This is a genomic window from Vibrio sp. A1-b2 (genome assembly GCF_021726015.1).
Taxonomy (GTDB): domain Bacteria; phylum Pseudomonadota; class Gammaproteobacteria; order Enterobacterales; family Vibrionaceae; genus Vibrio; species Vibrio diazotrophicus.
Genome location: NZ_JAKKCI010000003.1, coordinates 572,974 through 579,242, shown reverse-complemented (window position 1 = coordinate 579,242; position 6,269 = coordinate 572,974). Strand labels below are relative to the sequence as shown.

The window sequence follows — 6,269 nt, the reverse complement described above, 5'->3', positions numbered from 1 at the left end:
TCAACAGCATCAACAACCTGTAATTTAAAGCCTAGTGTGTAATCACGCTGGGTGCGTTTAACGTAGAGATTATGTGAAGTAGTCATAATTCGTCCTCAATGTGTAAACATATTTCAGGACGAGACATAAGAACAGAAAAGGCCCAGAGAGCGAATCTCTGGGCCTTTGAGTTTATTGGAAATGTGGCGTTGAACTGGTTAGGAATGCTTATCCATTGTGGTATTGGTGAAGTCCGGCTTTTTAGGCTGCTCTTGCGCCTTAGGCTCTTCGCTTTGTTCTATACCTTGTGGCAACGCGAGTTCCAACTCATCGAACTCATCTATCGCCTCTAGCTCTTCAAGCAACGTTTCACTCGCATTCTCTGCAATCTCGCTGTCATCTAATACTTCACCTTTCATGGGTACCGGAATTTTACGTTTATACAGCTTATTCAGAGCGCGAATAATCGAGTGCTTATTGACTTTCCCTGTTGCGATTTTCTTTTGCAATGGTCTTGCTAAAGCTTGTAACCCGACAACCGAGTTGACACCCATGTTGCTACCCACTTTATCGCGTAACGTTCTTGCAGGTTCAAAACCAAAGTGAGCAGACAAATACAACCAGATGTAAGCGATAGAGTTGCCGTTTGCGCCTCGATCTATCCACGCTTCTGCTGCATGGTACATTGATTCTGCATGACCTTTTTCCGAAGCTCGCTCCAACCAGTAACAAGCCTTTTCATGGTTGGCTGGAACACCCACACCTTTCAGGTAATTGAGCCCCAGTTTCATCATGCCTTCAAGGCTGTTTCTTTTTGCTGCTTTCGAGTACCAGTAAGTTGAATCACCCGGTGATGGCGTAATGTTGTCTTTGGAAACACACCAGTCACCCATAAAGATAATGGCTTCAATATGCTTTCTTTCCGCCGCTTCCTGAACCATTCCCAGGCCTTTAACGACGTTAACTTCTATTCCATGCCCAGAGATAAACGCTCGACCAGTCTCATATTTCGCTTGTAAATCGCCATCCAGTGCATCGATATAGAGCTGCCAAAAGCGGCTTTTTTCTCGTAAAATCATGTCGTCACGCATTCTATTGCAGATACGAACGACACCATGCATACCATTAATATTGTCGAACTGAGCGGCTTTTTCGTACCAAAACAGCGCCTCTCTCAAGTTCTTTCTTTCGGCTTCTTTTGCTAAATACAATATTGTTGGAATATGACCAGATTCCGCTTGAAACAAACGTTCTTTGCGCTCTTCTTCTCGTGTACGCTCAAGCGCCCTACGATAGGATTCTTCTCGCTCTCTCTTTTCTTCTTCCAGTCTTTTCCTTCGTACTGAAAGAGAAATCATCCAAACAAAAATCAGGATGAAAGACAGGCCTAATGCGCCGATGGCCATACCAATAATATTCATATGTTCTCTGTTTTATTTATCCTATTGGATTCTATACACCCTATTTCGGCAGAATCACAACTAATTGAAGCATTTTAATCACATTCGCACATCAATCGTTAATTTGACAGCAGCGGGAATACCATTGGATGAATTATTACATTTGCAGTGAATAAAATATCCAACCAGACGAGAAAAGAGGGATAACAGAAAACATCAGCGAATCGTTCCTGAACTAACATCACACTCATATCCCGCCGAGTAGCCTGACAGGAGAGGATAAAAAAACCGCAGTGACTGCACTACGGTTCCTAACGATGAATGAATACGATTAACTGCGTCTATTTACGCCCTACGCCCATGACGACGGGTTTCAGTCCCTGAGGCGTATTCAACTCAAAAGCAATACTCGTTGTTACTTCAGAGAACCCCGCATTCGACAGAGCACTTTCAATATCTGATTGGCTTAAACCATATTCAGGATCTGAATCATCAACCAGCCAATCCCAGTGAACAAATAATCCATCTTTATCAAGTAGAGAGTGAATAATCACCGCGACTTCTTGGAAATCAGAAACAAAACCACACACTGAAGAAGCAACGACTAAGTCAAACTGTTTGCGAAATGCTGGATGTTGAGCAACCAAACCACGAGTTAAATGGTCGACAACAGGCTCCACATTGCTTAATTCTTTTTTATCAAGTTCTTCAATCATGGCTTCAGAGCCATCTAATGCGACGATATCTTTTGCCAATGGAGAAATCAGTTGAGTCAGCAAACCTGTCCCACAACCGAAATCCAGCACGTGCTTCCCTTCTACGTTTATCAATTTTTGAAGTTGTTGGAATACGTTTTGCGCAAAAACGGTTGTCGTTTCGTCTTTTTCCCAGTCAGGTGCGTATTCGTCCCAATCGTGTGCCATCATGGCCTCCGTGTTACTTCGTGTCTTCGGCATTTACGTCAAGATTAAACCAAAATGAGGTTTAGTTCCTAGCGTTAGCGTGCAATCTTATTGAAGAAATTGACATTCTTCCGCAAATCTTAATTTAGCTGACTATTTTTGCCTCAATAATGTAGAAAGTTACAATTACTTCAGACAACCAAATCCAAATAGCCGTAGATAGGCAGAGTGACATTTTTTGTATATGATTCCTTAACTTTCATTCGCTTGAGCACATTATGAACCTGTCGCAACTTGAAGCTTTTTGTACCATCGCTGATACCGGCTCTGTCTCAGAAGCCGCGCGACAGTTGGAGTGCAACCGAACCAAGTTAAGTATGTCGATTAAAGCGCTGGAAAAGGAACTCGGGGTTGAATTGTTTCAACGCTCAGGGAACAACGTCACGCTTTCTGAAGCAGGAAAAGCAATCTATAAAGACTGCGAAAGTGTCCTGATCACAGCGACGCGAATTCGTCGTACCTGCTCTCAGGTTTCCAGTGAATTTGCAGCTGAAATGTGGATTGCCCGTGATGACTCTCTTCCAGACTCACTATGGCAAGATCTAGCGCACAAGCTTAATAATTTGTTTCCCAACACTTCATTCAACTTGTTTTTGGCTTCCAGTGGCGACCTAGCCAATATGGTAGCGACACAACAAGTAGATTTTGCCTTCGGTGTTGATTACGAGCGACTGGATGACCCAAGAATTACATACCAGCCACTGGGTAAGATCCGCATGATGTCTGTGTGCAAAGCGACACATCCACTTGCCAAACTTAAACGAGTGGCGGATGAAGAACTTCGTAAGTCAATGCAGGCGGTGATGGTATATCTGAATGAAAAAGATAACCCGAGCCTTGAACCCTTCTCCCGTCGCTATATCGGCTTTTCCAGCTTTGAATACATTCTGAATACTATCTTGACTGAAAACGCTTGGGGGGTATTACCAGAGCCGTTGATCCGCCACTATCTTCGTGAACAACGCCTTTCCGTGATTAAACATACGTACGGGCTGACCCAAGAAGACTATTGTATGTTCAGCACATCTGGAACCGCAGAAAACCCAGCGATGGTCTGGTTAGCTGACAAGATCAGTGATTATCTGTTTGATTTCTAACCTTCATGCAACTAAACCAGTCAGCGTCAAAATTAATGGCACCAAAAACAACACGTAATGTATTGTAAAATATAAATAAAATCAAAATAGCCTACTTATTACCCAACCAAAAAACCAAATAGACATTGTCAAAGCCCATTTAAAAGCCAAAATATCAGCAGATTTTCAACTGGTATTCCCCCTATGTGTGCTAAAACAAACATCAACGAGAAACGCATCCTGACGCTTTCAGCCCTTATTTCTTCGGGCTTTGCTATGGGCGGTTTAGTTGTTGGCTTATTGGTTAGTTCACTCGTTATCTTGTTTGACGGTATGTACTCACTAGTCAGCTTACTGTTAACTATTTTGTCGCTAATTGCTTCTCGATATATTCAAAAGCCATCTGATGACGAATTCCAGTTTGGTCGTGCCGCTCTTGAGCCAGCGGTAATCGCAGTCAAAGGCGCGGTTATTTTAATCGTCGTGTGTGCTTCGTTATATAGTGCTGTTATAGCTATGTTTACTGGCGGCCGAGAAGTTGACGTTTCGATTGCGACTCTATTCGGTATTGTTAACGTGATTGGCTGTGGTATCGCATGGTTTTACATGACGAAGCTGCACAGACGCACTTCCTCTGACTTAATTGATGCTGAAGTAAAACAATGGAAAATGGATACTTTGCTCAGTGTAGCGGTAACCATTGGTTTCATCTTAGCTTGGTTGGTGACTTTATCACCACTGGCTGAATACGCGGTCTATACCGACCCAATGATGATGTTGGCAATGTCGTTCTACTTCTTAAAGGTACCGTTCGAAATGTTGAAGTCTTCACTACGTGAAATTTTCATGATGGCTCCAAGTGAAGATATTTGTAACAAAGTCGACCAAGGCGTTCTTGCCGCTGGTGAAGAATCAGATCAACTAGTAGAACTTTCGGCAGTAACTAAAATTGGCCGTGAGTTGTGGGTTGATGTAGACATCAAATCTGAAGACAACGTGATTGCTGTAGAAGATATTGAACATACTCGACGTACACTGCATAAGAAGCTGTCAAAGCTACCATTTAATCTTCAGCTCAGCGTGAACATCGCAAGCTAACTTGAACATAAATAACTTGAACATAAATAACTTGAACATAAATAACTTGAACATAAAAAAGAACCCTCGCTATTGCGGGGGTTCTTTTTATTCATCTATCACCATCTAATCTGTATTAAGCTTCATTTTCATGACTAATCTTTTGACTAAGCAAAGGCTCATTCGAATCAATGTCCTTTTTACTGCGGGTCACCCACCAGCAGACTAATGAACCGATAGTGACCATCACGACCCCTTGCCAAAAAGATACGCCTAAAGCGACACCTAATATGGCAGACGAAAGTAAGGTCGAAAACACAGGTGTGAAGTAAGACAGCGTAGCCAGAAGCATCATGTTTCCACGCAGAATCGCCACGTTCCACAGCGCGTAGCCGCTCCCCATAACAATGCCAGTGAGCACTAAGTTCATTGTTGACGATAGGGTAAACTGCAATGCACTTTCATCACTAATCGCGTACTTCACCCAAAGCGATATTGCCGTCATGATAAAAAACACTGTGATAGCATTTTGGCCATTCGCTAAACTCTTGGTCACATTACAGTAAACAGCCCAAATTATTGCGCCAATAAATGCCATGGAGTAGGTAACTGGGTTAGTCGCAACGTTAGCTGCGATAGCCGAAACAGAAAGACCGTCATCACCTGTAATTGTCCAAGCGACACCGATAAAAGCTAAAGCAATGCTTGGATAAACCAGAATATTAACCGGCTTTCTGCTGATCAATACCGCTAACAATACCGTTAACGCAGGCCAAAGATAATTGACGACGGCCATTTGCAGCGCTTGATGTCGGTCATTTGCCATACCAAGTGCAAGCGCTAAACAAATCTCATAACTGACGAACAAGGCGCCACCAATAATAAGGTACTTTGGTGAGAAAGAACTGAGTTTAGGCACGCCCATGACAACCATCAAAAACAGTGACGCCACGGTGTAAATAAGTGCTGCACCACCAATCGGGCCAAATTGTTCAGCGACTGTGCGGGTTAACCCCATCAAGCATGCCCATAATAAAATGGCCGCAATACCAAATAGAGTGTGTTTATGACGAGACAAAAGCTTTCTCCAAGTACAATTGAAGCTCGCACTGTAATTCATATGGTGAAGATAGAGAAGATTTGTATGTCTAACTCACCCCAAACGCAGTGCTCTTCCAGTCATCACTGCGAAGGAGAAATCTATGATTCAACATCCAGTTTGCGGATAACACGTGCAGGCGTACCACCCACCAGTGTATCGGGTGGAACATCGCTATTGACGACAGAGTTAGCGGCTATCACCGAACGCGCACCGACAGTGACGCCTTGGTTAATGACCACATTGCCGCCTACCCAAACATCGTCTTCAACCACAATCGGTTTGCAAGTGGTTTCCCAGCGTCTTCTCGCCTTGTAATCCAGAGGATGAGTCGGTGTATAAAACTGAGCGTTAGGGCCAATTAAAACATTATTGCCAATTGTGATAGGGGCATTATCCAACATTACGACGTTCATATTAATGAAGGTTTCTTCACCAATAGAGATGGTTTTGCCAAATTCACAGTGAAAAGGTGGCTGAACTAAACTTCTGCCAATTTTACCAAACAGCTTTGACTGCAATACCAGACGCTCTTCTTGGTCAATACACTGATTGATGTCCAGTTTGAGTTGCGCTGTGGTTTTACGAAGTTCCACTATTTCTGGATCGAAGCTGTCAAAATCGAGGCCATTCATCATCTTTTCTAATTCTGTCATTACTACGTCCTAATGCTTGA

General features: G+C 43.1%; 6 protein-coding genes. 2 read left to right on the top strand and 4 right to left on the bottom strand.

Annotation, left to right across the window (positions count from 1 at the left end; translation table 11 throughout):
• Positions 1-197: 197 nt before the first annotated feature.
• Positions 198-1,400 carry a tetratricopeptide repeat protein gene (locus L3V23_RS10095; RefSeq protein ID WP_102962244.1) on the bottom strand — a complete coding sequence of 401 codons (1,203 nt, stop codon included), beginning with the start codon at positions 1,398-1,400 and terminating at the stop codon, positions 198-200.
• 320 nt (positions 1,401-1,720) lie between these two features.
• Complete coding sequence (locus tag L3V23_RS10090) at positions 1,721-2,302, bottom strand: methyltransferase domain-containing protein (protein ID WP_237292286.1); 582 nt, start codon at positions 2,300-2,302, stop codon at positions 1,721-1,723.
• A gap of 257 nt (positions 2,303-2,559) precedes the next feature.
• On the opposite strand from L3V23_RS10090, the gene L3V23_RS10085 reads away from it, so the two are divergent.
• Together L3V23_RS10085 and L3V23_RS10080 are read left to right on the top strand one after the other, a co-directional pair.
• Positions 2,560-3,438 (top strand): LysR family transcriptional regulator, encoded by an 879-nt coding sequence (locus tag L3V23_RS10085; RefSeq protein ID WP_042479662.1) that lies wholly within the window; start codon positions 2,560-2,562, stop codon positions 3,436-3,438.
• Between the two features lie 183 nt (positions 3,439-3,621).
• A complete protein-coding gene (locus L3V23_RS10080) occupies positions 3,622-4,515 on the top strand; it encodes a cation diffusion facilitator family transporter (protein ID WP_102965029.1) in 894 nt (297 codons plus the stop codon).
• A gap of 115 nt (positions 4,516-4,630) precedes the next feature.
• On the opposite strand, the gene yddG is transcribed toward L3V23_RS10080, so the two are convergent.
• Both yddG and L3V23_RS10070 read right to left on the bottom strand, forming a co-directional pair.
• Positions 4,631-5,572: an aromatic amino acid DMT transporter YddG gene (gene yddG, locus L3V23_RS10075; protein WP_102965030.1), complete on the bottom strand. Its 942-nt coding sequence runs from the start codon at positions 5,570-5,572 to the stop codon at positions 4,631-4,633.
• A 122-nt stretch (positions 5,573-5,694) separates the two neighbouring features.
• A complete protein-coding gene (locus L3V23_RS10070) occupies positions 5,695-6,249 on the bottom strand; it encodes a sugar O-acetyltransferase (protein WP_102965031.1) in 555 nt (184 codons plus the stop codon).
• Positions 6,250-6,269 lie beyond the last annotated feature (20 nt).